We start from the raw sequence: 25,056 nt of genomic DNA, 5'->3' as shown, positions 1-25,056 counted from the left end.
AGGAACTTAACTATTTTATTTATGTTGCGAAATATAAATATTAAAAAAGACTTGCTTGTAGGTGTTAAATCCTGAGATGTGGCGTTTTTACAAGTTGTTTGTGGTGTTAAATGCTGTTTTGTTCTTTTTTTGGATTATTATATTTCCTGATAAAACTAAGGATAAGCTGCTCGTAAAACAATGAAAAAAAATGTAAGTTGTTGATTTTGATTGTTTTGTGTTTTTTTTAGGTTTGTTTTTAGTTTATTTGACACGCAGGATAATCTTTTGCAATCTAGACCTCGAAATTTAGTGACGGTGATTAACCAACAAAGAGTGGTAATGACCAGTCATAAAAATAAAAGGGAACCGGGCAAGGATCTCCCATTCTTAGAAAAGGCAGTGGATTTATTATGAAAAAGACTCTATTAGCGCTAGCTATCGCAGCTACAGCAACTTCTGTAAACGCAGCAGAAATTTACTCTAACGACGATACTAAAGTTGGCCTAAAAGGCGAGGTAGATATCTACCTACAACAATCTGAAGTAGACGAGACTCTAACTAAAACAGTTAAAAACGAAGCTGACGTTTCTACTTGGGCTAAAATTCAACTAGACGCTGAGCAGAAGCTTAACGACCAGTTCACAGCATTCGCATCTTTCGAAATCGAAACTGACGGCAGCAACGCTAAGTTCGATGACGTTCTAGCTGGTTTTAAAACTGACACTTGGGGTATGGCTTTCGGTGAAACTGGCGACCTAGCAGAATCTGCTGACGCTATCCAGAAAGATGATATCACAAACGAAGGTAACTACATGGGCTCTACTGGTGGTCACCACCGCGAGTCTTCTGGCCACGGCGCTGTATTCAAAGGTCAATTCGTTGAAGGTTTCACAATCGTAGCTGACGTTAACACTGATTCTACTGAAGACGTTGACAACACTTACGGTATCTCTGCAGATTACGCATTCAGCAACTTCTCTATCGGTGCTTCTTACATCACTGGTGACGCTGCTAAAGACGTAGATTACTCTCTTGCTGGTGCTTCTGCTTCTGCTGAGTTTGGTGGCCTATACCTAGCTGTTACATACGCACAATTTGAAGGCAACCAAGGTTACGGTTACTGGGATCTAGCTGACATCGCTGCTGATTCTTACGGCAACGGTGAAACTATGGGTATCGCAGCTGCTTACCAAATCGACGCTGTTCGTCTATACACTACATACTCTGTAGCAACAACTGACGAAATCGCTACAGCAGCGGGTACTTCTAAGATCTCTGATATCGACTCTACTAACCTAGTTGTTGGTGTTGATTACGCATTCCGTGACAACATCCTATTCCTAGCTGAATACCAAACTGCTGATTTCGAATACGCATCACAAACTCTAGATGCTGATGGCGTTATTGCTGGTGTTTACTACACTTTCTAATTTGTAGTTAACTATGCTATATAAAAGCCAGCGTTAAGCTGGCTTTTTTACATTTATTGATTAAGGAATCGTACATGAACAAGTGGTATTTAAGTTTTATCTGTCTGCTCTCTGCACCATATGCAACAGCTTCTCTAGAGCTGGCTTCTGGTATCACTCTAAATACTTTGAACGGTGAGGTGATTGATAATGTGGAAGACGCTGTATTCACCTCAGGTGAAAACCAACTCGTTTTAGATTACACAGGGTATTTGAGCGATAAAGGCAAACGCGAGTTTATCAGTACAGTTCCTTACATTATGGTAGTTAATGTTCCCGAAAATGCTGATGTTGATATTGATCTTCTAAGTAGAAAGTACGCTAAAATCGAAAAAAATGTAGACAGAGAACTTCCTATATTCAGTATCTCTGTAAACGGTGATGATGCAGAAGTCGTGCAAGAAGTTTTGCCTCCATCTCAAGGTGCACTGCCTTACGGTGATATCCCCCAGCTAGTAAAAGACTACAATAAAGAAAGAGGCTTAGTGTTTGATTCAGGGAAGATTCGTTCGTTGAAAGAAGAGCTAGCGGCGGTACAAACTGGTGCAGTAGTTGGAGCGACGGTCGCTGCCGACAGTACTGTGCAAGAGTCTGAAAATACGCTTCAACTTAAGCTATGGTATTCAAGAGCAAATGAAGAAGAGCGTAAAGCATTCCAAAAATGGTTAATTGACCAAAAGTAATCAATCTTCACGTACAAAAAAGCGAGACGTAAATCTCGCTTTAATATATTGCTATGAGTTAAATCTCTTTCCACTCACCAGGCTGCAGCTGCCCCACATTCATATTACCCATTGAGTAACGGATAAGACGCAGGGTAGGGAAGCCGATATTGGCTGTCATTCGTCTTACCTGACGGTTACGCCCTTCAATGATAGTAATCGCTAACCATGTTGTCGGTATTGCGGCTCTGAAACGCACTGGAGGGGTTCTTTCCCACACAACAGGTTCAGACATCACCTCAACCTGAGCGGGCAGTGTCATGCCGTCTTTTAGTTCGACACCTTTTCTCAATTTATCTAAATCTTCCTCAGAAGGTGCGCCTTCAACCTGTACCCAGTAAGTCTTTGGGGATTTTGAGTTTGGTTGAGTTAGCTTAGCTTGAAAAATACCATCGTTGGTCAAGACCATTAACCCTTCGCTGTCGCGATCAAGGCGACCTGCAGCATAAACGTCTTTCACTGGAATAAAGTCCGCTAGCGTTTTTCTCCCTTCGCCATCTGTAAATTGGCTTAGAGTATCGAAAGGCTTGTTGAACAGAATTACTTTGCGATCTTCGAGCGCAACCTTAGGTTTTGCATTGGTAGGCTTGCCTTTATATCGGTGCTTGCTTGAGTGAGATTTGTTGTGCGAATTGCCAGTGTTATTCTTATCACTGCTTCGGCTTTGTCTATTACCGCTTTGTTTTAATGTTGCACCAGAACGAGCCGGTTTGTCTGAACGAGATGCGCTGCGTGAGCGAGTAGACATGTTAACTACCTTGCAAAAATGTAAACGAAGTGTGCTGAAAAGTTTTCACTGAAACGGAATTGAGCTATCATTTGCGCGCCTAAAAGACACAAAATAGAACAAGTTGATGGACTCTTAAGCCTGATTTGTTTAATTATACCTTCGTGTTTTATTATAACTGGCTCTTTTATTAAAACAAAGCACTCACGGATTTGGTTCATGCTGTCATCAAGATTGCATGAAAAATAAGATAGAGTACGACTATCGAGTAAGCAGTTTTCACTCTTAGAGTGGCTTACTGGTCAATTTATAACACGCTCACTACTTTAAATGAGCTTGTAAGAACTATAGGGAAATTTCATGCCTACTGAAAAACCAACGATCATCTATACCATTACAGACGAAGCTCCGGCGCTAGCAACATACTCTCTGCTGCCTATCATTCAATCTTTTACAGCTTCTTCTGGTATTAACGTTGATACTCGCGACATTTCACTTGCAGGGCGTATTATTGCCAACTTCCCTGACTATTTGAACGAAGAGCAACGTATTGGTGATGCATTAGCAGAACTAGGTGAATTGGCTAAGACACCAGAAGCAAACATTATCAAGCTTCCAAACATCTCTGCATCTGTACCTCAGCTTCAAGCAACAATCAAAGAGCTACAGTCAAAAGGTTACGCACTTCCTAATTACCCAGAAGAAGCAAACACTGACGAAGAGAAAGCAGTAAAAGCGACTTACGACAAAATCAAAGGCAGTGCAGTAAATCCAGTATTGCGTGAAGGTAACTCGGATCGCCGCGCTCCACTTTCTGTTAAAAACTACGCGAAGAAGAACCCACACTCAATGGGTGCTTGGTCTGCAGATTCTAAGTCGCACGTTTCAAGTATGGACGACAAAGACTTCTTCGGTAGCGAAAAGTCAGTAACCATTGAAGGTGCTACAGAAGTTAGCATTGAATTCGTTGGCAAAGATGGTGCGAAGAAAACATTGAAGCCAGCTTTTGCACTGCAAGATAAAGAGATCATTGATGCGTCAGTGATGAATAAGGCCGCTTTGGTTGCATTCTTCGAAAAAGAAATCGCATCGGCTAAAGAGCAAGGTGTACTGCTTTCTCTTCACTTGAAAGCGACGATGATGAAAGTATCTGACCCAGTGATCTTTGGTCACGCGGTTAAGGTTTACTACAAAGACGTATTTGCTAAACACGGTCAGCTGTTTGAAGAGCTAGGCGTTGATGTAAATAACGGCATCGGTGATGTCTACGCGAAGATTGATGCGCTTCCTCAAGAGCAGAAAGAAGCAATCGAAGCTGACCTGCAAGCGGTATACGAGACTCAGCCACCACTAGCGATGGTTGATTCGGACCGTGGCATTACTAACCTACACGTACCAAGCGATATCATTGTGGATGCATCTATGCCTGCAATGCTGCGTTCTTCTGGTCAAATGTGGGATCCAGAAGGTAAGCAAAAAGATACCAAAGCAATGATCCCAGATCGTAGCTACGCGAGCATTTACCAAGCGGTTATTGATTTCTGTAAAGAGAACGGCGCGTTCGATCCAACAACGATGGGTAGCGTACCAAACGTTGGCTTGATGGCTCAAAAAGCGGAAGAGTACGGTTCTCATGATAAGACTTTCATCCTTGAAGCTGCTGGTCAGGTTCAAGTTGTTGACGCTTCAGGCGCTGTGCTTCTTGAGCAAGACGTAGAGGAAGGCGATATCTTCCGTATGTGTCAGGTTAAAGATGCACCAATCCAAGACTGGGTTAAGCTTGCGGTAACGCGTGCTCGTGCATCGGGTGTTCCAGCGGTATTTTGGCTAGATGCGTCACGCGCACATGATGCTCAGCTTATCAAGAAAGTTGAAGCATACCTTCCTGAATACGATACCGATGGTCTTGAAATTAAGATCCTTGCTCCACTTGAAGCGACTCAATACTCACTGGTTCGTATCAAAGAAGGCCTAGATACTATTTCGGTTACTGGTAACGTATTACGTGATTACCTAACTGACTTGTTCCCGATTTTAGAGCTTGGTACATCAGCTAAGATGCTATCGATTGTTCCACTGATGAACGGTGGTGGTCTGTTTGAAACAGGTGCTGGCGGCTCTGCTCCTAAACATGTTCAACAAGTAGAGAAAGAAAACCACCTGCGTTGGGATTCTCTAGGTGAATTCTTGGCACTAGCGGCATCTCTAGAGTACCTGAGCGTAGTAACAGGTAACGCTAAAGCACAAGTTCTAGCTGATGCGCTTGATAAAGCGACGGGTGAGTTCCTTGATAACAACAAGTCTCCTTCACGTCGAGTAGGTGAGCTTGATAACCGTGGTAGCCACTACTATCTAGCGGCATACTGGGCTAAGGCGCTTGCTGAGCAAACGGCTGACGCTGATCTTGCTGCTGAGTTTGCAGGTGTGGCAAGTCAACTGGCTGAAAGTGAAGAAGCGATCGTTGCAGAGCTGAACAACGCTCAAGGTGTGGCTGGCGACTTAGGTGGTTACTACCTACTTGACGATGCATTGGTTTCAACACTAATGCGCCCAAGCTCAACGCTAAACGCGTTTATTGATGCATAGTGATTGGACTCATCGTTAGTCACTCATGAACGTGATTTGCTAACGAGTTGCTTAGGCTGATAGCTAAGTTATAGATAAAGTCAAAACGAAAGACGCTTTAACGATAATGTTAAAGCGTCTTTTTTCTGTCTAATACTTCTTAAGACCTAGCTTAAGGGGAGTAGCTCTTCGAGCTCATTGTCCAGTGAGCAACTTTAGAGCCCCCAAAACGAAAAAAACCGCTCACGTAATCCTGTGTTACAGGTATTAAATGAGCGGTTTTAATATTCTGTTTACCTGTCAGCCGTTAATGACGACTGATGGAGGTTAACATGAGTTTGCATTCGCCTATTTTGCGGCGCTGCCTTCTACAGGAACAACGGAGCTAGCATGCGAGCCTTTAGGTCCACTTTCTACTTCATAGTCGACCTGCTGACCAGCCTTTAAGGTTCGATAACCTTCCATTTGTATTGTGGAGTAGTGCGCGAAAATATCGCCGTCTTCACCTTCTGGACAAATAAAGCCAAACCCTTTGGCATTGTTAAACCATTTTACTGTACCTGTAGCCATGCTATACATCCCTCATGCATTTTGTTACTAACGTTGTTATATCAATTGTTGTAAGTGCGATTGATATCATTCCTACCAGCTAAAGAATTTCAGCTAATAGCTTGAATCTCGTACATTGCTTACGGAAATTAACGCTACCCTGCGTAATTATTCCTTATTGTTAATTTTTGAAGCGTGTTACTGATTTTAATTCATGTTGCAAAAGTGTATTAAAAAACCTTTTAGCTCCAATGTAGCTAATGATTGAGCACAGTCAATAGTAAATTGGTATAAAAGTGATCAATTTTAATAACAAATCACATTCGAGATTAACCGCAAACTATTAACCAAATAGTAACTTGGCGGTAATCTTATCGTTAGTATCAATAGTTATGGCGTCTTTTTAATCAATCACATATGTTAATCTTGTTAATCGAGATCTTTTATTTGCAGCGATGGAAATGGTGGATTAGGCTCAGTATAGAGGAATATTTTTTGGTACTGTTTCTAGGTGCAGTTTCTTAGTACACGGTAAAGCGTGAATGTGGTAAATTTGAGTTAGGTAAACACTCACGACTTCCGAAAAATAACCCTTAGCAAAGCGATATGAGCAGAAACTTTGAATGGGCATCTCCAGGCTCAGATTTACTGGAGAAAGAAGCAACAAAAGTAAAGCCACCGGCGATGTATAACGTTGTGTTGAATAACGATGACTACACGCCCATGGACTTTGTAATCGAGATCCTAGAGCGATTCTTCTCACTAGATATCGAAAAAGCAACGGAAGTGATGCTCAAGGTTCATTATGAAGGTAAAGCTATATGCGGCACATACAGTGCTGAAATAGCGGAAACAAAGGTAGCGCAGGTCACGATGTACTCAAAGGAAAATGAGCATCCGCTACTATGTACAATGGAGCAAGTATAAATTGCTCGAACAACACTGTTGTTCCCTTAGGAGGTACTTATGCTAAATAAAGAATTAGAGACGAGTTTAAATGGCGCATTTGCTCGTGCGCGAGACAAGCGACATGAATTCATGACTGTCGAACACCTCCTACTAGCATTATTAGAAAATGATGCGGCCAAGGAAGCGCTCCAAGCTTGTCAGGCTGATCTCGATGCTCTTCGCAATGAGCTCGATATTTTTATCGATCAAACGACCCCACTTATCCCTGAAAGCGACGAAACTCGCGAAACTCAGCCTACGTTGAGCTTCCAACGAGTACTTCAACGCGCTGTTTTTCATGTTCAATCTTCAGGTCGCAGCGAAGTAACAGGTGCTAACGTACTTGTGGCTATTTTTAGTGAGCAAGAATCTCACGCGGCATATCTTCTTAAGAAAAACGACATTAGTCGCTTAGATATTGTTAACTTCATCTCACACGGTATTACCAAAGCGAGCAACGAAGGCGACAGTCCTTCATCATCCGATTCATTTGGTGGTGCAGAAAATGCTGAAGAAGCTAACTCTGAAGACCGTTTAGAAAATTTTGCTACTAACCTTAACGAAGTCGCAAAGCAGGGCAATATTGACCCACTAATCGGTCGTGACAAAGAGCTAGAACGCACTATCCAAGTTCTGTGTCGTCGTCGTAAGAACAACCCTCTGTTAGTGGGTGAAGCGGGGGTAGGTAAAACTGCCATCGCGGAAGGTCTTGCATGGCGCATCGTTGAAGGACAAGTGCCTGAAATCATTCAGAGCAGCGTAATTTATTCTCTAGATATCGGTTCACTGTTAGCCGGAACCAAATATCGTGGTGACTTTGAGAAACGTTTTAAAGCGATTCTTAAGCAACTGGAGAAAGAAGAAGACGCGATTCTGTTCATCGATGAGATCCACACCATTATCGGTGCCGGGGCTGCATCGGGTGGTCAGGTTGATGCGGCAAACTTAATTAAACCATTACTAAGCAGTGGCAAATTACGTTGCATCGGTTCAACAACGTACCAAGAGTACAGCAGTATTTTTGAGAAGGAGCGTGCTTTAGCTCGTCGCTTCCAGAAAATAGATATTATTGAACCATCGCTAGACGATACGACCAAGATCCTGATTGGCTTGAAGCCAAAATACGAAGCTCACCACGAAGTGCGCTACACCAACAAAGCGTTGCGTGCCGCTGTGGAACTGTCAGCTAAATACATTAATGAACGCCACCTTCCTGATAAGGCCATTGACGTAATCGATGAAGCGGGCGCTCGTAGTCGTTTGGCACCTGCAAGCCGTCGTAAGAAAACGGTAAGCGTGGCTGATATTGAGTCAATGGTTGCGAAAATGGCGCGTATTCCTGAAAAGTCAGTATCGTCTTCAGACAAAGATACACTCCAGAAACTGGATGAGCGCATGAAAATGTTGGTATTCGGACAAGACCCTGCAATCGATGTATTGAGTGAAGCGATTAAGCTGACCCGTGCTGGATTGGGTGCAGACAATAAACCTGTTGGTTCATTCTTGTTTGCTGGTCCTACTGGTGTCGGTAAAACAGAGGTGACTGTTCAGCTGTCTAAGTTGATGGGTATTGAGCTTCTGCGCTTTGATATGTCTGAGTACGGTGAGCGACACTCAGTGAGCCGCTTGATTGGTGCGCCTCCTGGTTATGTTGGTTACGACCAAGGTGGTTTGCTAACGGATGCCGTAATCAAGAACCCGCACTCTGTTGTGTTACTGGATGAAATCGAGAAAGCTCACCCAGATATCTTTAACTTGCTACTGCAGGTAATGGATAACGGCACGCTAACTGACAACAATGGTCGCAAAGCGGACTTCCGTAATGTGATTCTAGTGATGACGACCAACGCAGGTGTGGCTGAAACCGAGAAGAAATCGATCGGCCTGATCCAACAAGATCATGCGCCAGATGCGATGGGCGAAATCAAGAAGGTATTTACTCCTGAGTTCCGTAACCGTCTTGATAATATCATTTGGTTCAACAGCCTTGACCCAAGTGTGATTAGCCAAGTAGTTGATAAGTTCATTGTCGAGCTTCAGGTTCAACTGGACGCTCGTGGCGTGTCTTTAGAGGTTTCTGAGGATGCTCGTCACTGGTTAGCTGATAAAGGCTATGACAAGACCATGGGTGCTCGTCCAATGGGACGTGTGATTCAAGAGAAGCTTAAGAAACCACTTGCTAACGAGTTACTGTTCGGTAGCTTGGTTGATGGCGGTACGGTTAAAGTATCCCTGAAAAAAGACGAATTGGATTTCATCTATGTTGGTGCTAAAGAAGAGGTCATGCACTAACGAAGTGATTGATAAATCAAAGGCTTAAATATAAAACGCATGACTTAGGTTGTGCGTTTTTTTATGCTTGCGAGATGCGAGATGCGAGATGCGAGATGCGAGATTGATGTGCTTGTGTAGTAAAAAGCTCAGGCAATAAAAAACGGAGCCTTAAGCTCCGCTTCTTATTGTATTCGCTAATTAAAAATTAACGAGCACGGAAGACGATGCGGCCTTTAGAAAGGTCGTATGGAGTCATCTCAACAGTTACTTTATCACCAGTAAGAATACGGATGTAGTTCTTACGCATTTTACCAGAGATGTGTGCTGTCACTACGTGACCGTTTTCAAGCTCAACACGGAACATTGTGTTTGGTAGAGTATCAAGGACAGTGCCTTGCATCTCGATTACGTCTTCTTTAGCCATCTAATCCTCTTTCGAAATTTGGCGGTTTTCAACGGCTTGATTGTGCCGTTAAAATCAAAATATGTAAAGTTGTCGCGTATTCTACCCTTGCCACCGCTGATTTACTAGCCTTTGATGACGTTGAAATCGTACTTTATAGTTCATCGCAGGGCATTCATCGATTTGATAACCCAAATATAACCATTGTTTTTGTTCTTTCTGGGCATGTTGGATCTGAAATAGAACGCCAAGTGTTCCCATCGAAATGTCTATATCAGGATCGAAGAAGGTATAAAACGCGCTCGTACAGTGAGCCATGATGTCGGTTACGGCGATACCAACCAACTTGTTCTCATCATAGATGTGCATGAACTTTGTAGTAAGCCACTCATTTTTAGAGAATTGTAGAAACTCTTCTTTCTTGGGTGGGTACATGGTTCCCGAACGGTGACGAGCGGTGATATAGCGACTGTATAAGTCAAACCAGTTGTCATCCATCTCATCTTTCAGTTCCCAACGTAGTGATTTTCCTTTGTTAAGGATCCGTCGTTGGCTTTTGGAAAGCTTAACCTCAGGAATTGAAAGCCGAATCGCTTGGCATGCTGAGCAATTATCGCAATGTGGCTTATAAATGGTTGAACCACTGCGGCGAAATCCATTCGCAAGCAGAACTTCATAGTTATCTGAGGTGTGCATGTGTTCGTCAAGCGTGACAGCCACTCTCTCTTCGAAGTGAGGTAAGTAGCTGCAAGCGTGATTGTCTGTTAATCCAATTCTGATTTGTTGTAAATCTGGATTCATTAAGGCATTTCCTTTAGCCATTGGGTTTTAAAGCATGCATCGTCAACGGAGAACTCTTTGAGTAATTGCAGAGAGCCTAGGAATTCATCCCTATCAACCTCGATAGCGCCCAAGGATTCCAAGTGAGGGTTCATGATTTGGCAATCAATCAGTTGTCCGCCGAATCGGGTAAAGTGTTTACAAAAGTACCACAGCGCAATTTTAGAGGCATTGGTCTTTAGGCTGAACATCGATTCACCGCAAAAGACTTGGCCTCTTTGTAAGCCGTAAAGTCCACCGATCAGTTCATCATCTTGCCAAACCTCAACCGAGTGGCAGAAACCTAATGAAGCGAGTTTGCGGTAGGCTGACTGCATGTCGCTGTTTAGCCAGGTTTCTTCTTCGGGTCTTAGTGAAGAGCAATAACCAATTACTCTGTCCGTCGCTTGGTTGATGCTGACTCGGTAATTGTGCTTTCTTTGAAACTTTTTAAGACTTTTTGACGGTTCGAATGTCTTAGGATTAAATACCGCTCGCGGTGCAGGGCTCCACCAAAGTATAGGCTCACCTGGGCCATACCATGGAAATATACCTTGGCTATAAGCGTTTAAAATTCGCATTGGTGATAAATCACCACCGAAGGCGAGCAGACCGTTGGGGTCATCAAGCGCGTCGAAAGGCGAAGGAAACTCTATACTAGTAGTATCAAGTTCGGTTAGGTATATAGTCATAAGTACCGCATTACAGATTAATCACTGACCAAGAGGTCTTTAGGAGTTTTACCATGAAGAAGTTGCTTTGGATTTTACTTGTTTTGCCCATGTTGGCAAATGCAGCTTACAACAGAAACCAAGCTCGACCAGTAAACGAGGTGGTTTATGGTGAGATTGATACGGTCAGATACATCACTCAGCAAGAGATCGTTGAGTCGAAAGCGAATGGTTGGGAAACCTTGTTAGGTGCGGCGATTGGTGGCTTGATTGGTAACCAGTTTGGCGGCGGCACTGGTAAAGAAGTGGCGACAGCTGTAGGTGCAGTAGCAGGTGCGGGTATTGCTCGTAACCGAGGTAACACACAATATAAAGTAGAGTACAAACTGGTCGAGTTATTGGTCAAAACCAAAGACGACAAGTTGGTCAACATTATCCAAGATGTCGATAACTCGATGCTGTTCAACCGAGGCGATGATGTACGAATTCTCTATTTTTCAGATGGTGTTCGAGTTGATCTCGTGTACTAGTATATAAATACGATTGATTGGCTAATTAATCACCGGTTTGGGCCGGATTAGCTCTGGAGTTCGTTGGAAAAGTTCGTTAGTCTGCAAGTACGAAGAATTATTCATCACCCGAAAATAAATACGCACCAGTGACTTCGGGTGGTACAAGGACTATAAGATTTAATGGAAAGCCTTACGTTACAACCAATTCAAAAAGTGAACGGGGAAGTTAACCTACCTGGTTCAAAAAGCGTTTCCAACCGTGCACTTCTTTTGGCTGCACTTTCTACGGGAACCACTCGCCTAACAAACTTGCTAGACAGTGATGATATTCGTCATATGTTGAATGCATTGACTCAGTTAGGTGTTGATTATCAGTTGTCTGCAGACAAAACCGTTTGTGAAGTGACAGGTGTTGGTGGTGCATTTTCAAGTGACAAAGCCCTAGAGCTTTTCTTAGGTAATGCGGGTACGGCGATGCGTCCGTTGGCGGCTGCACTATGTTTAGGTCGCGGTGAATACGTTCTTACTGGTGAGCCTCGCATGAAAGAGCGCCCAATTGGCCACTTAGTAACAGCACTACGAGAAGCCGGTGCCGACGTTGAATATTTAGAGAACGAAAACTACCCGCCATTGAAGATCACAGGTACCGGTTTGAAGAGCGGTACGGTTTCTATCGACGGTTCGATCTCTAGTCAATTTTTGACGGCATTTTTGATGGCTGCGCCTTTAGCTGAAGGTGAAGTGACCATTAAAATTGACGGTGAATTGGTTTCTAAACCTTACATCGATATTACGCTGCACATCATGAAGCAATTTGGTGTGGACGTGATCAATAATGATTACCAAGAGTTTGTGATTCCTACCGGGCAATCTTACTCGGCACCGGGTGATTTCTTGGTTGAAGGTGATGCATCATCTGCGTCATATTTCCTTGCAGCCGCTGCTATCAAAGGTGGTGAGATTAAGGTCACTGGTATTGGTAAAAACAGTATCCAAGGTGATATCCAATTCGCTGATGCGCTTGAGAAAATGGGTGCGGAAATCGAATGGGGTGACGACTACGTTATTTCTCGTTGTGGCGAGCTGAAAGGCATTGATATGGACTATAACCATATCCCAGATGCTGCGATGACTATCGCGACAACCGCATTGTTTGCGAAAGGCACAACGGCAATCCGTAATGTCTACAACTGGCGTGTGAAAGAGACAGATCGCTTGGCTGCAATGGCAACAGAGCTACGCAAAGTCGGCGCTGAAGTGGAAGAGGGTGAAGATTACATTATTGTTAACCCTGTGGCTGAACTGACTCATGCGGCGATTGATACTTACGATGATCACCGTATGGCGATGTGTTTCTCGCTGGTTGCCTTGAGCGATACGCCTGTGACGATTAATGATCCAGGTTGTACGTCAAAGACATTCCCTGATTACTTCGACAAGCTGAAAATGCTAAGTCTATAAAAATGCTTAGTATGTAAAGGTTTAGGAACAAAAAAGCTTGCCTAAGTGGCAAGCTTTTTAATTATTGCTGAATTGTAAATTCTTTCGAAAGGTGGTGCGCTAAGTATTTAAACATGTTAAATACCGCGGTTGTATTCTCGGTCGGCATTCCATTGCTGTCTAAGAAGTATTCACCTTTGAAGACGAGTACATCGTCTTTTTCTACTACGCTGTTTGCGCGCATGCCTTCAATGTAGTCATCATGTGATTGGATAATTTGGTTTGCGATAAGCAGTAAATCAAATTCTGCTATTACTTTCTTTGTCATGAGTTTATCTCTGATAACTGAATATAACGTTGAGTTTATGGTGTCGAACTAGAAATTCAATGATTTCACAACCGATTAAGAGAGTCTTTTCAAACATCCACAATTTATTTTGTGATTTACGGCAAAAATAATTGAATGGGGCTCGCGTTAGATTCGCGGACAAGCTTAGTATGAGCCCGTTTAGACGTAATGCCTGATGAATAGGCTCTTGCAAGTATTCTTAGTGAGTACTTTATAGCTTCTTTATATTGTGACCCTTTTATCTATGAGTCGTCGAATTGTCGAGCGATCAGATCCAATTTTGAAAAAAGCGGTTGATCTTCTAGTAATCTCGCACAATAGTAAAAAAAGAAGCAATGAATTTAGAATATCATGCGTAAAAGCCCACAAGCTAAATTGTTGGTGCTGAAGCATCGTGATTAAGGACGTTAGAGTCAATATGGGTAAATCGCTCGTTATAGTGGAGTCGCCAGCCAAGGCTAAAACTATCAATAAATATCTTGGCAAAGACTTTGTCGTTAAGTCGAGTGTAGGTCACGTACGTGATTTACCAACGGCAGGTCAAAGTACTGGTCAAAAGGCTGCTGCAGTTTCAACCAAGGGTATGAGCCCAGAAGACAAAGCTCGTATCAAGAAAGAAAAAGATCGCAAAGCTCTTATCAAAAAGATGGGTATCAACCCGTATAAAGAGTGGGAAGCGAACTACCAAATCCTACCTGGTAAAGAGAAAGTCGTCGCTGAATTGCAAAAACTGGCTGAGAACGCAGACCATGTTTATCTCGCAACCGATTTGGACCGCGAAGGAGAAGCTATCGCATGGCACCTTCGTGAGATCATCGGTGGCGATGAAACGCGATACAAGCGAGTGGTTTTTAACGAAATCACCAAGAATGCTATTCAACAAGCTTTCGAAACTCCAGGTGAGCTAAATATTGATGGCGTAAACGCACAACAAGCACGACGTTTTATGGACCGTGTTGTTGGCTTTATGGTGTCACCTCTGCTTTGGAAAAAAGTAGCACGAGGCCTGTCCGCTGGCCGTGTTCAATCAGTAGCGGTAAAACTACTGGTAGAGCGTGAGCGCGAGATCAACGCCTTTATCCCTGAAGAGTTCTGGGATGTGCATGCTGATACTAAAACAGCCGAGAAAACCGACTTTAGACTGCAAGTAGCGCAGAAAGACGGTGTTGCGTTTAAACCTGAAAATGAAGCGCAAACACAAGCTGCTGTTAGCGTTTTAGAAAAAGCGCAATACGAAGTATGTAAACGTGAAGACCGCCCAACAAAGAGTAAGCCGTCTGCACCTTACATCACGTCGACGCTGCAACAAGCGGCGAGTACGCGTCTTGGTTATGGCGTAAAGAAAACCATGATGCTGGCTCAACGCCTGTATGAAGCGGGTTACATCACTTATATGCGTACTGACTCAACCAACTTGAGTTCAGAAGCTGTAGAAGCCGCTCGTGAATACATTGGTTCTGAGTACGGCGCGCAATACCTTCCACCTAAAGCACTTGCATACGGCAGCAAAGAGGGCGCTCAAGAGGCCCACGAAGCGATTCGTCCTTCAAGTGTAGATGTTAAGTCGGAAGATCTAAACGGCGTAGACGCAGACGCACACAAGCTTTACTCGCTAATTTGGAATCAATTCGTAGCGTGTCAAATGACGCCAGCTCAATACGATTCAACGACAGTAAGCGTTAAAGCCGATGAGTACACGTTGAAAGCGAAAGGTCGTATCCTTAAATTTGATGGTTGGACTCGTGTTCAGCGTCCAATGGGTAAGAACGAAGATACGATCCTTCCAGCAGTACAGATCGGCGATAAGCTCGATCTGATCGCGCTAGACCCTAAACAGCACTTCACTAAGCCACCGGCTCGTTTCACTGAAGCGGCGCTAGTTAAAGAGCTTGAGAAGCGTGGTATTGGTCGTCCTTCAACATACGCATCAATCATCTCGACGATTCAAGATCGTGGTTATGTAAAAGTTGAACAGCGTCGTTTCTATGCTGAGAAGATGGGTGAAATTGTTACTGACCGTCTAGACGGCAGCTTCAATGACCTAATGAACTACGACTTCACTGCTCGTATGGAGCAGAAGTTGGACCAAATCGCAGAAGGCGAAGCAAGCTGGAAAGGCGTGCTAGATAACTTCTTCGAAGACTTTACTGGCGATTTGGAAAAAGCAGATTTAGACGAAGACGCTGGAGGCATGAAGCCAAATCATATCGTGGAAACCGATATTGAGTGTCCGACTTGTAGCCGTAAAATGGGTATTCGTACTGCTTCGACAGGCGTATTCCTTGGTTGTTCTGGCTATGCACTTCCACCAAAAGAGCGTTGTAAGACAACAATCAACCTTGGTGATGAAGAAGGCATTATCAACGTGCTTGAAGAAGACGTTGAAACAGCAGCACTTCGAGCTAAAAAGCGTTGTCCTATTTGTGAAACAGCAATGGATGCTTATCTAATCGATGATAAGCGTAAGATGCACGTATGTGGTAACAACCCGAACTGTGAAGGTTATGTGGTTGAGCACGGCGAATTTAAAGTGAAAGGCTACGATGGTCCACTTGTTGAGTGTGACAAGTGTGGTTCTGACATGGTTCTGAAGAACGGTCGTTTTGGTAAATACATGGATTGTACCAATGACGATTGTAAGAACACTCGTAAGATTCTAAAAAATGGCGAAGTTGCGCCACCGAAAGAAGACCCGGTACATTTCCCTGAACTTCCATGTGAAAATTCAGACGCGTACTTTGTTCTTCGTGATGGTGCTTCTGGTCTATTTATGGCTGCGAGCAACTTCCCTAAATCACGTGAAACACGTGCACCATTAGTGGAAGAGTTGGTTCGTTTTAAAGACCGTATCTCACCTAAGTTCCAATACCTAGCATCAGCGCCAGTTGCTGACCCTGATGGTAAGCCGACAGTGGTTCGTTTTAGTCGTAAGACTAAAGAAAACTACGTTCGTACTGAAGTAGATGGAAAACCGTCCGGTTGGACTGCGTTGTACATCGACGGTAAGTGGGAAGTTACGGATAAGCGTAAAAAGCCTAAAGAGAAGTAACTGAACGTTATTGATGAAAAAGCAGCCTAATGGCTGCTTTTTTTTGATCTCAATATGACTAATTATGCAACTTGTTGACCTGGTGTTTCGTCGGTGGGGATTTATTAAATTCACACCGCAAAGTAATGGCGGCAATTAATCATATCTTCTTATGCAACTTTAACGAGAATGTAACTTAATTAAAATATTGTAACTCACAGATCAGCGTTTAGTTGTATACCTGATGTGTGTCGGGTGTTAATGTAATGTTTCGTCTGGACGGTGTAGTGTGAGCTGCTTTAAGTCTTAGGAAAGCAATCAGCTTACGTACCACAGAATGGCGTATTAAAAATTGAATTCGGCCGAAAAGTCGATAACGTATATAAAACCAAGTGCAAAGAATAGTGCACACATAACAACGTTTGGCTTAGGATATTGTCACTGTATGTGAATGGATATTCGCTAAATACCGAAATAAGTGTTGGTGCTCATCCCCCAGAGGAAGATACCTCTACGAGTACTAACATCGACAAGCTATAGATATATGGAGAATAAAATGGCTGGTGTATTGGGAATGATTCTTGCTGGTGGTGAAGGCTCTCGCTTAAGACCTTTAACTGAATCTCGCAGCAAACCCTCGGTTCCTTTCGGTGGTAGTTACCGCTTAATTGATTTCGCTTTGAACAACTTCGTTAATGCTGATCTAATGAAGATCTACGTATTAACACAATTTAAGTCACAGTCACTGTTCCACCATATGAAAAAAGGCTGGAATATCAGTGGCATAACAGACCGTTTTATCGACCCAATTCCTGCGCAAATGCGTAAAGGAAAGCGTTGGTATGAAGGCACAGCAGATGCTATCTACCAAAACATGGGCTTTATGGAGTTGGAAGAACCTGATCAAGTATGTATTTTTGGTTCAGACCATATCTATAAGATGGACATCAAACAGATGCTTGATTTCCATAAAGAGAAGAAAGCGGCTCTAACAGTATCAGCATTGCGCATGCCGCTTGCTGAAGCATCAGAATTCGGTGTTATTGAGGTTGATGCTGACGGCCGTATGATTGGCTTTGAAGAGAAACCTGCAAATCCGAAGTCGATCCCGGGCGATCCAGAATCAGCGCTCGTTTCAATGGGCAACTACGTGTTCGAAGCGAAAGAGCTTTTTGCTGAACTAACGGAAGATGCTGATAGAGAAGGTTCGACACACGATTTCGGCAAAGATATTATTCCAAACATGTTCCCACGTGGTGACGTGTTTGTTTATGATTTCAGCACCAACCGTATTACTGGTGAGAAAGAAGAAGTTTACTGGCGCGATGTAGGTACGATTGACGCGTACTGGCAAGCGCACATGGACCTTCTTAAGAAAGATGCGCCATTCTCGCTATACAACCGTAAATGGCCTCTACACACTTATTACCCGCCACTACCACCAGCTACGTTTACTGATTCGGCAAATGGTCGAATTCAGATCATTGATAGCCTTGTGTGTAGCGGTAGTTATGTACGTGGTTCGCGTATTGAAAAGAGTGTATTGGGCTTCCGCAGCAATATCGCATCAGCGTGTGATATCAGCGAAAGTATCTTACTCGGTGATGTAAAAGTGGGTGAGGGTTGTATCTTGCGCCGCGTTATCATTGATAAAGATGCAGACATCGCACCGGGTACACAGATTGGTGTGAATCTGACAGAAGACAAAAAGCATTACCACGTATCTGACGATGGTGTTGTAGTGATTTCTAAAGGAGCACGAGTTGGTTACTAAGACTCTCTCGGTACTTTTTGTAGCGTCTGAAGTTGAAGGCTTGATTAAAAGTGGTGGCTTGGCTGATGTAGCCAAGGCACTGCCGAAAGCGTTGCAAACACTCGAACAGGACGTTCGAGTGACTATCCCCGCATATAGAAACATTCCAAACATTGATTCAGCAGAAGTTATTTTATCGACTGAACTCGATCATTGGCCTCATACGGCTTATCAAGTTAAAAAACTGAGCGTAGAAGGCGTTCCAGTTTTTGGTATTGAATGTGCCAAGTATTTCGACCGCCCGGAAATGTACGCAGAAAACAATCAAGCTTATGCTGATAATGGAGAGCGCTTCTCGTTCTTTAGTGCAGCCTGTCTTGATATGCTTCCTAAGCTTGGTTTTCAACCGGATATCATTCATGCAAATGACTGGCATACTGGTTTCGTTCCTTTCTTGCTTAAATCGCGTTATCAAGAACACGATTTCTTTGAAAATACGCGCAGTGTTATCTCGATCCACAATGCGGTTTTCAAAGGTGTGTTCGCATACGATGAACTTCAATTCCTGCCAGAGATGCACAGTTACCATGCGCCTGAAGCTTCAGTGAGTGACACTCATGTCACTATGCTAAGAGCTGGTGTGATGTGCGCGGATAAAGTGAACGCAGTAAGTCCTACCTATGCAGAAGAGTTGAAAACGGAATTAGGTAGCCACGGTATGGCTGCAGAATTCCAACACAGATCGGCTGATCTGTTCGGCATTTTGAATGGGTGTGATTACGGGGCTTGGAATCCGGAAACTGATGCTTTCCTGCCTCGTAAATACAAAGCGACCAAGCACAGCATGGCTCGCGGAAAATCAGCTTGTAAGCAAAAACTGCAACAAGATGTAGGTTTACCCGTTGCCGACTGCGCGGTTTATGGCATGGTTTGTCGCTTGACGAATCAAAAAGGTGTTCATTACTTACTGCCTATCATCGAACAGTTTTTGAAAAATGATCTGCAGATCGTGATTGTCGGTACTGGCGATCCGGTTTTAGCGAGTCAATTGAAAGAGCTATCAGCGCTTCACTCAGATAAGTTCTCGTTCGTGGAAGCGTACAATAATGAACTTGCGCACTTGGTTGAAGCAGGCTCTGATTTCTTCTTGATGCCTTCGGAATTTGAACCGTGTGGCTTAAACCAAATCTACAGCATGGCTTACGGTACTTTGCCGATTGTTCGTTCTGTGGGAGGTTTAAAAGACAGTGTGAATGATTACGATGAGGATCCTGAAGTCGCGACTGGGTTTGCTTTTGAAGAGCCAACACCGCAGGCGTTATTGGCTGTGTTACATCGTTCATTACTGCTTTACGCACAAAACCCATCTGAAATTAAGCGTGCTCAGCTTTATGCTATGCAGCAAGATTTTAGTTGGGAAGATGCGGCTAAAGAATACTTGGATATGTACCATTCAGCACTTTAACTTGTTGACTTAGTTTTAAAATTAGCTGGCGAGCAACAACCGCTCGTAATAAATGAAGGCGCTCTAATTGTAGAGTGCCTTTTTGTTTCCTGGTCAGAGCACATCACGTTTACGAAGACAAAGCTTGCAAACTCATTTTAGTCAGGTAGAAAAGGTGAGATAGGTATTCACATGACTAATGATAGGTTTGACACTATTATCACTTAAAGTTCTTAATAGCGTGATATCCTTAGTCATCGCCTCGTGATGAGGCATAGCTCCATTCCAATAATTAAAGCGATAGGTATGTCTGAGAGTTTACTATTTCATAAAACATTTACTCACCCTACGAGCGATGAGTGGGTTGTATTTGTGCATGGCGCAGGAGGCAGTTCCTCCATCTGGTTCAAGCAGATCAAAGCGTATAAACAGCATTTCAACTTACTTCTCATTGATCTGAGAGGGCACGGTAAATCAGACAATATACTTAAAGGGCTGATTTCGAATCGCTATACGTTCAAATCGGTGACGCTTGATATTCTTAAAGTGTTAGACCATCTTAAAATCCGTTCTGCACATTTCGTTGGCATGTCTTTGGGCACGATTATTGTGCGTAACGTTGCGGAACTAGCGGCTGGCCGTGTACGTTCAATGGTACTGGGTGGCGCTGTCACCAAGCTAAATACTCGCTCTCAAGTGTTAATCAAGTTGGGTAACCTCAGCAAGCACATCATTCCTTACATGTGGTTATACAGCCTTTTTGCTTATGTTGTGATGCCACAAAAGAGCCAAAAAGAGTCTCGTCATCTTTTTATCCGCGAAGCTAAAAAGCTGTGTCAAAAAGAGTTTAAGCGTTGGTTTATCTTAACGGCTGATGTAAACCCATTGATGAAGTATTTCAAAGACAGAGAATTGCCGATCCCAACCCTTTATTTAATGGGAGAACGTGACTACATGTTCATCAAGCCTGTAAAAGAAATGGTCGCAGCGCATGAGTCGAGTGAGCTAGTAGAAATTCCGAATTGTGGACACGTGTGTAACGTGGAAAACCCTGAAGAGTTTAATCAGCGTTCGATTGCGTTTATTCAAAAACAAATTCAGTGATTTTCTAGGCGTGAAATCAAAGATGATGAGTTAATCGAATTGAAATAAAAACGGGAAGCTAACTTTAGCTTCCCGTTTTTAATTGGAGGAGGTATCTGACCGAATCGTTCTATCAGGTCACTGAAACCCTGCTATTCAGGTGAGGCAGCACCGCACTGCCAGCAAGAGCCGAATTGCGCTTCGTTGACTTCATGACACTCACCACAACGCCACTCTTCATAGATGATCGAATCTTGCTGCTTTTGGTAGTCATTGACAAGCATGCGAGCTTTACTGGCCAATTCTGGCTCATATAACCATACGTAAGGGTCAGTTTCTTCAGTGAATGGGATTTCCCCTTTCAATCCGAACAACCCCTCGCCACGGACTTCACAGGCAATATTCTCGCTTTCTAACAACCCACAGATGATATGAGCTTCTGTCGGATTCGATGCACTGAAGATTTTCATTGAATTAGAACCTTATTCGGCTATCTGTGTTATTTAGTTATTATAAATTATTCAGCTACGGGCGCTGAACGAAACTTACCCATCAACCATTTAGCCACTATTGGGAATATACCCAATAACGCAAATGACAATAGTACTGAAGGGGAGACGATGCCCGAAAGTGAATCAATTTCTGCGAGCTGAGTACCAGCATTCAAGAAAACCGCCGTCCCCGGTAACATCCCGATTTGACTCGTAAGGTAGTAACGACTCACTGACATGGGTGTTAGACCCATCAATAGGTTGATAAGGAAAAATGGGAATACAGGAATCAGACGCAGAGAAAACAGGTAAAATGCGCCGTCTTTTTCAACCCCCTTGTTAATCGTCGCCAATTTGTCACCAAACTTGGTTTGAATCCAGTCACGCAACAGGTAACGGCTACTTAAGAAGGCTAAGGTCGCACCGATCGCACTTGCGAAAGATACCAGCAGCAAGCTGTTCCAGAAGCCAAATAGCGCGGCCCCTAATAGGGTCACAACAGCGGCACCGGGAATGGAGAAAGCTGTAATCATTACATACGCGACAAAATAGATAGCGGCAGCCGCAATAAAGTTGCTGTCAATGTAGTCATTTAACACAGCTTGTTGGGCCTTAGCATTTTCAAGCGTTAAGTACTGGCCGAAATTGATGCCTAACAAGACGATGGTTACGACCAACACAATACCCAATATCATTTTCTTACTCATTGATACTTCCTCTAAATTTTCAATGCATACCGATAGTATAGATAGACAGGCAAAGCATAGATTAACTTTCACCAGATATAAAAAAAGCCGCAGTAAATGCGGCTTAGTTATGTATATAGATTGCACTGACAATGTTAATTGACGCGATTGATAAGCTCTTCGCGACGCTGCTGCGGTATAACAGACCAATGTGTACCATTAATCGCGCCTTCTAGCGCCCAAAGTAGTTCAATACTGACAGAAGACGCATGCGATTCTTTGATGGCGTTAAATGCGTTTACAGAGCCAGATTCATATAAACGTTCTACAGAATCGATCCCTGCCTTTTTCAACATACGCTCGGTAGCGAGTCGAAGATTAGGCAGATCTTTGAGTCGGGTCGGCTTAGCAGAAGACTGCTCAGCTTTTTCTTCTTTAGCAAAACCTAGAGACGTGGTTGCAAGCTGCAAGATTTTCTCTTGGTCTTGCCAGAGGCCTTCAGGTAAAGCGAAATATTTAGTAACGACAGGGAAACCACGTTTTTTGTAGACGTACGGTTGAAACCCTTGTTGTTCGAATTGTTTCGTTGTGCCTTTGTCTGCGCGTATGTGCAACTGGTCATTTACAACCAGAGCAAACATAGTGTCATCAGCAAAAAGACCGAAGCCACCAAACATTGAGCGTGATTTTATTTTTCCTAGGGACTCAAATAACTTCATCGAGTCCTTTAGTATCGGTTTATCCATGTTATTTATCTCGGTGTATTTGAACTACGCCACCAAATAAGCAGGTCCGAGAGATTAGCAAAATGTTGCAATTAAATTGTCAATAAGCCGTAAATTACTAAATTATTAGTAGTTACTGCATTTTGCCATCGGTAACCCCGCTACCATACCAACGAGTGGTTTAGGCCGGAAGCTTTGCGTCTCACTCTTTCGAGTGGTTTGCCCTGTGCGTGACTGATTGAATAGAATAAAGTTTTTGTTGAATGAAGCTCACAGTTGATATTTCAAAATGTGACATTGCTTCAATTAATGATCTTTCATTTATGCATAAGGGTTCATTATAGTTGCTGATAAAAAAAGCGCACCTAAAGGTGCGCTTGATGAAATTAAACTCGAATTATCAACTAATTTAACGTTTTAACTGTACTTCGTTCAACAATTTCAGGGTGCATTTCGAAGACGCGTTTTTCGTGGTCTTTGTCTTTGATGCGCTCTAATAGAATTTCGAATGCATTCTTACCAACACGACGTTTTGGTTGGTGAACGGTCGTTAGCGGCGGAGAGAAGTATTCAGCCAGTTCGATGTTGTCGTAACCGATCACTGAGATATCTTCTGGAATGCGAATGCCTTTTTCTTGCAGGCGGCTCATTAAGCCGAGTGCCATTGTATCGTTAAAGCAGAATACCGCTGTTGGACGATCTTCCATCTCAACGATTTGTTCTGCAGCAAGAACAGCCGTATCACACTCAAAGTTGCCTTCGATGATCATATTTTCATCAGCAGAAATCTTTGCTTCGTTGAGTGCGCGCTTGTAACCGGCAATACGTTCAACACATGCTGCTTTGTCTAAGTGGCCACTTAAACATGCAATCTTAGAGTGACCGCGTTCAATAAGGTATTTGGTCGCTAGGTAGCCACCTTCTTCTGAGTTATCGATGATCTTATCAGCCTGAGAGCTCTCAGGGCCCCAGTCCATGATAACTTTAGGGATGTCAGCGTGACGGTCTAACATCTCTCTTAGTTCTTCAGTTAGGTCTGAACACATAACTAAGATGCCATCTACACGTTTCTCTGCAAGCATTCGAATGTAGTCACGTTGCTTCTCATAGATACCGCCCGTATTACACAGGATCAAAGTGTAACCTTGACGGTAGCAGTAGCTCTCAACACCATCGATAACTTCAGAGAAGAATAGGTTAGTTGATTGAGTCACTAGCATGCCGATGGTGCGTGTTGTATTACACTTCAAACTACGAGCAACAGCACTTGGTGCATAGTTCAGTTCATCTACGGCTTTGTTTACTTTTTCTTGAGTTGCTTCTGCAACAAAGCGAGTTTTGTTGATTACGTGAGAAACGGTTGTTGTTGATACGCCGGCTAAGCGAGCGACATCTTTTATAGTGGCCATGGTTTTATCCTATTAGAAGCTACTTTCCCAAAGTACGGAATAAAGTAGCCGTTAAGCTACCTAACTAAGAGCTTAAATTTGTAGGGCTCTTTGGGTACTAAAGTGCTAAAAAACAAAAAACCGCTATTGAGCGGCTTGTCTTAACACCGAAATGCTCTGAACTGTAATAAGCATAGCATTTCGTGAATGTTTCATATTTTATCGTTTGCGGTCACAATTTTAGACTGACTAGAAATTACTCGCAATAAAATTCACCCAGAAATCCGGGTGAATTGTCACATTCTACTGAATTTATTTACCTAGTCATCCAATAAGCTATTCACCAGCTAAATATTGAGTGTCTAATTGACAGAATGCGAGTAGCAAAGATGAGACGCTAGCGTAGAAACCGAATTCATCAACGTCATGACATTTCACGTTGAACTTTGGTACCCAAGTCAGCAATTGTTGTTCGATAAACTGCTGTTGAACGGCAAATGAATTCTCTAGCTCTTCTTCAATATCCGTTTCGTTTGAACGAATGATCAAGTTACCAAGGAAATCGAGTTCGATAGCAATGTGGTCTGCTGGCTCTTTTAGATCTTGGTTCACGACTAAGTTGTGCTTAGCCATGATCTCTTCCATATCTTTTGCTGGCTTATCATTCAAAAGGCCAGTTTCGCCGATATACATAGAAGCGTAAGGAAGAGCACCGTGCTTATCTGTCTTTAAGAAAAGATCGCAAAAGTCTGCAGACAGTTCTAGCTGAGCATCTTCACGTGTTTGTAGACGGTTTAGCGCATCCACTAACTTATCAATCGCTGGCTTTAGTGTTTCATTTTCGCCTAAACCAGTTAGGAAAGAACGAATTGCAACAGAGTGGTAGTGATCGAGTTCTTCTTGAGTGAGCTCTTTGGCAAATAAGCTTGATAGCCACCAGTATATTTCTGCTCTTTGCTCGTTGAACGCTTTCGTATCTTTCATTTGTTAGATCCTGACTTAGTCTTGTGATGTTGCTTATATGCATC

The 25,056-nt window shown here is 43.2% G+C and carries 22 protein-coding genes and 1 riboswitch; of the genes, 11 read left to right on the top strand and 11 right to left on the bottom strand.

Annotated features, from left to right (window positions below):
- Nucleotides 1–392: 392 nt before the first annotated feature.
- Nucleotides 393–1,412 (top strand): porin, encoded by a 1,020-nt coding sequence (locus tag BCU07_RS08060; protein WP_102427856.1) that lies wholly within the window; start codon nucleotides 393–395, stop codon nucleotides 1,410–1,412.
- Nucleotides 1,413–1,486: 74 nt separating this feature from the next.
- Nucleotides 1,487–2,134 (top strand): DUF2057 family protein, encoded by a 648-nt coding sequence (locus BCU07_RS08055; protein ID WP_102427855.1) that lies wholly within the window; start codon nucleotides 1,487–1,489, stop codon nucleotides 2,132–2,134.
- Nucleotides 2,135–2,192: 58 nt separating this feature from the next.
- On the opposite strand, the gene BCU07_RS08050 is transcribed toward BCU07_RS08055, so the two are convergent.
- Nucleotides 2,193–2,921, bottom strand: coding sequence for a pseudouridine synthase (locus BCU07_RS08050; protein ID WP_102398104.1), 729 nt, complete (start codon nucleotides 2,919–2,921; stop codon nucleotides 2,193–2,195).
- A gap of 339 nt (nucleotides 2,922–3,260) precedes the next feature.
- Here BCU07_RS08050 and BCU07_RS08045 point away from each other — a divergent pair, with 339 nt between their 5' ends.
- Complete coding sequence (locus BCU07_RS08045) at nucleotides 3,261–5,486, top strand: NADP-dependent isocitrate dehydrogenase (RefSeq protein ID WP_102427854.1); 2,226 nt, start codon at nucleotides 3,261–3,263, stop codon at nucleotides 5,484–5,486.
- A gap of 327 nt (nucleotides 5,487–5,813) precedes the next feature.
- On the opposite strand, the gene cspD is transcribed toward BCU07_RS08045, so the two are convergent.
- Entirely contained in the window at nucleotides 5,814–6,035 is a 222-nt protein-coding gene (gene cspD / locus BCU07_RS08040; protein ID WP_004736548.1) for a cold shock domain-containing protein CspD, read from the bottom strand.
- Between the two features lie 585 nt (nucleotides 6,036–6,620).
- Here cspD and clpS point away from each other — a divergent pair.
- Both clpS and clpA read left to right on the top strand, forming a co-directional pair.
- Complete coding sequence (gene clpS, locus BCU07_RS08035; protein WP_004737430.1) at nucleotides 6,621–6,941, top strand: ATP-dependent Clp protease adapter ClpS; 321 nt, start codon at nucleotides 6,621–6,623, stop codon at nucleotides 6,939–6,941.
- Between the two features lie 39 nt (nucleotides 6,942–6,980).
- On the top strand, nucleotides 6,981–9,254 hold the full coding sequence (clpA, locus tag BCU07_RS08030; protein ID WP_017062108.1) for an ATP-dependent Clp protease ATP-binding subunit ClpA: 2,274 nt from the start codon (nucleotides 6,981–6,983) through the stop codon (nucleotides 9,252–9,254).
- Nucleotides 9,255–9,441: 187 nt separating this feature from the next.
- Here the strand turns inward: clpA and infA are convergent, their stop codons facing one another.
- From infA to aat, 3 genes are all read right to left on the bottom strand, one after another.
- Entirely contained in the window at nucleotides 9,442–9,660 is a 219-nt protein-coding gene (infA, locus tag BCU07_RS08025) for a translation initiation factor IF-1 (protein WP_001040192.1), read from the bottom strand.
- 81 nt (nucleotides 9,661–9,741) lie between these two features.
- A complete protein-coding gene (locus BCU07_RS08020) occupies nucleotides 9,742–10,440 on the bottom strand; it encodes an arginyltransferase (protein WP_065585123.1) in 699 nt (232 codons plus the stop codon).
- A complete protein-coding gene (aat, locus tag BCU07_RS08015) occupies nucleotides 10,440–11,150 on the bottom strand; it encodes a leucyl/phenylalanyl-tRNA--protein transferase (RefSeq protein ID WP_102427853.1) in 711 nt (236 codons plus the stop codon). The genes BCU07_RS08020 and aat overlap by 1 nt, the downstream gene beginning before the upstream one ends.
- A 53-nt stretch (nucleotides 11,151–11,203) precedes the next feature.
- Here aat and BCU07_RS08010 point away from each other — a divergent pair, with 53 nt between their 5' ends.
- Together BCU07_RS08010 and aroA are read left to right on the top strand one after the other, a co-directional pair.
- A complete protein-coding gene (locus BCU07_RS08010; protein WP_004736438.1) occupies nucleotides 11,204–11,659 on the top strand; it encodes a glycine zipper 2TM domain-containing protein in 456 nt (151 codons plus the stop codon).
- A gap of 162 nt (nucleotides 11,660–11,821) precedes the next feature.
- Nucleotides 11,822–13,102, top strand: coding sequence for a 3-phosphoshikimate 1-carboxyvinyltransferase (gene aroA, locus BCU07_RS08005; protein ID WP_017062105.1), 1,281 nt, complete (start codon nucleotides 11,822–11,824; stop codon nucleotides 13,100–13,102).
- 61 nt (nucleotides 13,103–13,163) lie between these two features.
- On the opposite strand, the gene BCU07_RS08000 is transcribed toward aroA, so the two are convergent.
- Entirely contained in the window at nucleotides 13,164–13,409 is a 246-nt protein-coding gene (locus BCU07_RS08000; RefSeq protein WP_017062104.1) for a YciN family protein, read from the bottom strand.
- Nucleotides 13,410–13,848: 439 nt separating this feature from the next.
- On the opposite strand from BCU07_RS08000, the gene topA reads away from it, so the two are divergent.
- From topA to BCU07_RS07980, 4 genes are all read left to right on the top strand, one after another.
- On the top strand, nucleotides 13,849–16,479 hold the full coding sequence (topA, locus tag BCU07_RS07995; RefSeq protein ID WP_050643790.1) for a type I DNA topoisomerase: 2,631 nt from the start codon (nucleotides 13,849–13,851) through the stop codon (nucleotides 16,477–16,479).
- A 523-nt stretch (nucleotides 16,480–17,002) separates the two neighbouring features.
- Nucleotides 17,003–18,232: a glucose-1-phosphate adenylyltransferase gene (gene glgC, locus BCU07_RS07990; protein ID WP_080582251.1), complete on the top strand. Its 1,230-nt coding sequence runs from the start codon at nucleotides 17,003–17,005 to the stop codon at nucleotides 18,230–18,232.
- Nucleotides 18,222–19,676 carry a glycogen synthase GlgA gene (glgA, locus tag BCU07_RS07985; protein WP_102332491.1) on the top strand — a complete coding sequence of 485 codons (1,455 nt, stop codon included), beginning with the start codon at nucleotides 18,222–18,224 and terminating at the stop codon, nucleotides 19,674–19,676. The genes glgC and glgA overlap by 11 nt, the downstream gene beginning before the upstream one ends.
- A gap of 285 nt (nucleotides 19,677–19,961) precedes the next feature.
- Entirely contained in the window at nucleotides 19,962–20,759 is a 798-nt protein-coding gene (locus BCU07_RS07980) for an alpha/beta fold hydrolase (protein ID WP_017062100.1), read from the top strand.
- Between the two features lie 131 nt (nucleotides 20,760–20,890).
- Here BCU07_RS07980 and BCU07_RS07975 read toward each other — a convergent pair whose 3' ends face one another.
- The 5 genes from BCU07_RS07975 to torD all read right to left on the bottom strand — a co-directional run bounded on the left by BCU07_RS07975 (nucleotide 20,891) and on the right by torD (nucleotide 25,012).
- Nucleotides 20,891–21,208: a DUF2007 domain-containing protein gene (locus BCU07_RS07975; protein WP_017062099.1), complete on the bottom strand. Its 318-nt coding sequence runs from the start codon at nucleotides 21,206–21,208 to the stop codon at nucleotides 20,891–20,893.
- Between the two features lie 47 nt (nucleotides 21,209–21,255).
- Nucleotides 21,256–21,936 (bottom strand): TVP38/TMEM64 family protein, encoded by a 681-nt coding sequence (locus BCU07_RS07970; RefSeq protein ID WP_059020315.1) that lies wholly within the window; start codon nucleotides 21,934–21,936, stop codon nucleotides 21,256–21,258.
- 134 nt (nucleotides 21,937–22,070) lie between these two features.
- Nucleotides 22,071–22,661, bottom strand: a complete 591-nt coding sequence (locus BCU07_RS07965) for a TfoX/Sxy family DNA transformation protein (protein WP_019820997.1) — start codon at nucleotides 22,659–22,661, stop codon at nucleotides 22,071–22,073.
- Nucleotides 22,662–22,788: 127 nt separating this feature from the next.
- Nucleotides 22,789–22,874, bottom strand: a riboswitch (cyclic di-GMP riboswitch).
- 170 nt (nucleotides 22,875–23,044) lie between these two features.
- Nucleotides 23,045–24,049 carry an HTH-type transcriptional repressor PurR gene (gene purR, locus BCU07_RS07960; RefSeq protein ID WP_017062096.1) on the bottom strand — a complete coding sequence of 335 codons (1,005 nt, stop codon included), beginning with the start codon at nucleotides 24,047–24,049 and terminating at the stop codon, nucleotides 23,045–23,047.
- A 315-nt stretch (nucleotides 24,050–24,364) separates the two neighbouring features.
- A complete protein-coding gene (gene torD / locus BCU07_RS07955) occupies nucleotides 24,365–25,012 on the bottom strand; it encodes a molecular chaperone TorD (RefSeq protein ID WP_102427852.1) in 648 nt (215 codons plus the stop codon).
- Between the last annotated feature and the right edge of the window lie 44 nt (nucleotides 25,013–25,056).

The organism is Vibrio sp. 10N.261.54.E10, from assembly GCF_002877735.2.
Taxonomy (GTDB): Bacteria; Pseudomonadota; Gammaproteobacteria; order Enterobacterales; family Vibrionaceae; genus Vibrio; species Vibrio crassostreae_C.
Note: the sequence above shows the minus strand (reverse complement) of the source record. Positions and strands in the feature narration are given on the sequence as shown.